Source organism: Chthoniobacter sp. (genome assembly GCF_040003245.1).
In the GTDB taxonomy this organism is placed as follows: domain Bacteria; phylum Verrucomicrobiota; class Verrucomicrobiia; order Chthoniobacterales; family Chthoniobacteraceae; genus Chthoniobacter.
On sequence record NZ_JBDUCX010000384.1, the window covers coordinates 1 to 3,711 of the forward strand.

Below are 3,711 nucleotides of genomic sequence, written 5' to 3' on the forward strand. Positions count from 1 at the left end.
TAGCGCGACGGGGTTCTTCGACTCCGTTACACTCCGCTCAGAATGACACGCGAGGTGGTCGCCGCGCGCAATTTGTGAACACGGCCTAGCGTGAGCCGGGTTGGGTCATTTGCTCCAGCGCGTTGTAGACGGCGACGTCGTGATAGACCAGCAGCCCGCCATCGGGCTGAATGAGACGCTGATTGCCCGGGGGAAACATGTGCTCGATTTGGGAGCGCGTGCTCACGCCTTGGACCAGACGAGCGAGGCGACGGGTGTTGTCGCCATCCGGCTTGAGTTGCGCAATATAGGCTGGCGGGGCGATCAGTACCCCGGCGCGGTTGAAGCGAAAGGCGATGACGTCATTGCCGTAGCCACGGTGCAGGGGATCGGCGGTGTCGGAGACGGGTGCGAGGCCGTAGCCGAGCTTCTCCTGCAACGGCGAGCCGGGCTCGATGATGTAGTAACCGCGGTGTGAGCCGAGGGAGACGTAGTGCGAGGTATCGGGTCGAGTGGCGCACGCGGTAAGCAAACAGGCCGCGAGAATTCCGGGCAGAAAGAGGAGGGTCTTCACGCCCGAAGCTAACTGCGGAAACGAAATGATGCAATCGGGGCGCTGACGGAGCAGCGACCTCCGGCCGCTATCTAGACGATTTCCTCTTCCGGCTCGTCTTCGGCATCGTTGACCACCGGGGCTATTCCCTGGAGGGATTCGTTCTCGCGGAGGTCGATGAGTTTCACGCCCTGGGCGTTGCGGCCCGTCTCGCGGATTTCAGCGACGCGCGTCCGGACCATCTTGCCCTTGTTGGTGATGAGCATGAGTTCATCCGCATCGCGCACCGTGAGGGCGCCGGCGACGCCGCCGGTGCGTTCGGTGGTCTTCATGGTGATGACACCTTTGCCGCCGCGCGATTGGATGCGGTATTCCTCGAAGGTGGTGCGTTTGCCGAGGCCGTTTTCGCCGGCGACGAGGAGCATGGCATCCTTGTTCACCAGCGCGGCGCCGACGACGAAATCGCCCTTGTCCGGGCGGATGCCCCAGACGCCGACGGTGTTGCGGCCCTGGTCGCGGAGTTCCTCCTCGTTGAAGCGAATGCTCATGCCCTCATGGGTAATGAGCACGATCTCGTCGAGGCCGCCGGTCAGTTTGCAATCGATGAGCCGATCGCCTTCCTCGATTTGAATGGCGATGATACCGCCTTTGCGGATGTTTTTGAAATCGCTGAGGTTCGACTTCTTGACAATGCCACTGCGGGTGGCGAAGACGATGTGCAGCTTGTCCGCCCATGTTTCCTCGACGGTCTTCTGGCCCTGGACGCGAATGGTGGCGGCGATCTTTTCCTCGGCGCGCAGCTCGAGCAAGTTGGCGATGCTGCGGCCTTTGCTGGTGCGGGTGCCCTCGGGAATTTCGTAGACCTTCTCCACGTAGCAGCGGCCATCCGTGGTGAAGAACATGAGAAAATCGTGCGTCGTGGCGGTGAAGAGATGCTCGACGAAATCGTCGTCATCCTCCTCGGAGGCGCCCTCGCGGGCGGTCATGCCGATCACGCCCTTGCCGCCGCGGCGCTGGGCGCGATAGGCGGAAACGGCGGTGCGCTTGATGAAGCCTTTGTGGGTGAGGGTGACGATCACGCCTTCGTTGGCGATGAGGTCCTCCATGGCCATCTCCCCTTCGGCGGCGACGATCTGCGTGCGGCGCTCGCTGCCGTATTTTTTCTGAATCTCGCGCAGTTCGTCCGTGATGATTTTCAGGACGCGCGCTTCCTTCGCGATGATGTCCATCAGGTCTTTGATGGTGGCGATGAGCGCGTCGTACTCGCCCTTGATGCTGTCGCGCTCGAGACCGGTGAGCTGATAGAGACGCAGGTCGAGAATGTGGCCGACCTGTTTCTCGGTGAACTTGTATTGGCCATCGACGATGCGGGCCTCGGAGCGAATGAGAATACCGAGTTGTTCGACGGCGCCCTGCGCCCAGGAGAGCTCCAGGAGGCGCGCCTTGGCGTGGTCACGGTCGCGCGAATCGCGGATGATCTTGATGAAGTCGTCGAGGTTCGCGAGGGCGATGAGATAGCCTTCCAGCTTCTCGGCTTCGACTTCCGCGGCGTTCAGGAGGAAGCGCGTGCGGCGGAGGATGATCTCGCGGCGATGCTCGATATAGCAGGCGATGGCGTCCTTGAGCCCGAGCAGGCGCGGCCGGCCGTGATCGATGGCCAGCATGTTCACGCTGAAGGACGATTCCAGCGCGGTGTGCTTGTAGAGGTTGTTGAGGATGACCTTCGGGTTGCCGTCGCGCTTGAGTTCGACGACGACGCGGGTGTTTTCGTCGGACTCGTCGCGGACGTCGCTGATGCCGGTGAGGACCTTGTCGTTGACCAGCTCCGCGATGCGCTTCACCAGTTCCGCGCGGTTCACGTTGTAGGGAATCTCGGCGATGATGATTTGCTCGCGGCCGCCCTTTACTTCCTCGATGCCCGCCTTGCCGCGCACGCGCACGGCGCCGCGGCCGCCCTCGAAATAGCTGCGAATCCCGGCGCCGCCCTGGATGGCGCAGCCGGTGGGAAAGTCGGGGCCTTTCACAAAGACCATCAGTTCATCGAGCGTGATGTTCGGATTGATGATCTGCGCGCAGATGCCGTCGATGCACTCGCTGAGATTGTGCGGCGGGATATTCGTGGCCATGCCGACCGCGATGCCGGTGCCGCCGTTGACGAGGAGGTTCGGGAAGGCGGCGGGGAGCACGACTGGCTCCATCAACCGCTCGTCGTAGGTCGGGACGAAATCGACGGTCTCCTTGTCCATGTCGTCCATGAGCGAGGCGCCGAGCCAGCGGAGGCGGGCCTCGGTGTACCGCATGGACGCGGGTGGATCGCCCTCGACCGAACCGAAATTGCCCTGGCCATCGACCAACATGTCGCGCATGGCCCACGGCTGCGCCATGTGAACGAGCGTGGGATAGATCGCCTGATCGCCGTGCGGGTGATAGTTGCCCATCGTGTCGCCGACGATTTTTGCGCACTTGATGTGCTTGCGATTCGGCAACACACCGAGGTCATTCATCGTGACGAGGATGCGGCGCTGGGAAGGCTTGAGCCCATCCCGCGCATCGGGCAGCGCGCGGCTGATGATGACGGACATCGAGTAGTCGAGAAATGACTTCGACATCTCCTCGGCGACATTGACCGGATGGACTTTTTCGTTGGGGTTCAGGTTGGGCATGGGAAAGTGGGGCGGGGGTGGTTAAGGCGTTTCGTTCACCGAAAATGGCGAGCGCTGAAATTTGGCAATCTCCGCGGAGAGTTCGGCGATGCGGTTGCGGGCAAACTGGACTTCGCTGCCGAGTTGATCCGGCATCAATTCGGCGACGCTGCCGTTGCGGTCGATGACCACCGGCAGCCCTTCACGGCGACTATCTTCGACGACTTCGAGAAACGCCTCATGCAGACCGCGGTCGGTCAATAATTCCATCGGGATTCCGTGAGCGGGAGGAAAAGTCTCCGGGTTCATAGCGAAAGATTAAAATCGGCAATGACCACTTCCGGCTGTTTTCTGATTCGCACTTGGAAAGCGCACGTGGTCGTCGGCATCTCTACACGTCCAACCGGGCGTTCAACGCATTATCTTCGATGAACTGACGGCGGGGTTCGACGACGTCGCCCATGAGGATGGTGAACATGCGATCGGCTTCGACGGCGTTGTCTTCGTTGAGCTCGACTCTCCACATCTTGCGCTTGT

The 3,711-nt window shown here is 61.6% G+C and carries 4 protein-coding genes; all 4 read right to left on the reverse strand.

Annotation, left to right across the window (positions count from 1 at the left end; all coding sequences use genetic code 11):
• Positions 1 to 85: 85 nt before the first annotated feature.
• Positions 86 to 553, reverse strand: a complete 468-nt coding sequence (locus ABJF10_RS29920; RefSeq protein WP_348548261.1) for a hypothetical protein — start codon at positions 551 to 553, stop codon at positions 86 to 88.
• 71 nt (positions 554 to 624) lie between these two features.
• Complete coding sequence (gene gyrA / locus ABJF10_RS29925; protein ID WP_348548262.1) at positions 625 to 3,195, reverse strand: DNA gyrase subunit A; 2,571 nt, start codon at positions 3,193 to 3,195, stop codon at positions 625 to 627.
• Between the two features lie 21 nt (positions 3,196 to 3,216).
• On the reverse strand, positions 3,217 to 3,483 hold the full coding sequence (locus tag ABJF10_RS29930) for a hypothetical protein (protein ID WP_348548263.1): 267 nt from the start codon (positions 3,481 to 3,483) through the stop codon (positions 3,217 to 3,219).
• 82 nt (positions 3,484 to 3,565) lie between these two features.
• Positions 3,566 to 3,711: hypothetical protein (locus ABJF10_RS29935; RefSeq protein ID WP_348548264.1), on the reverse strand; the 146-nt coding region annotated here is incomplete at its 5' end.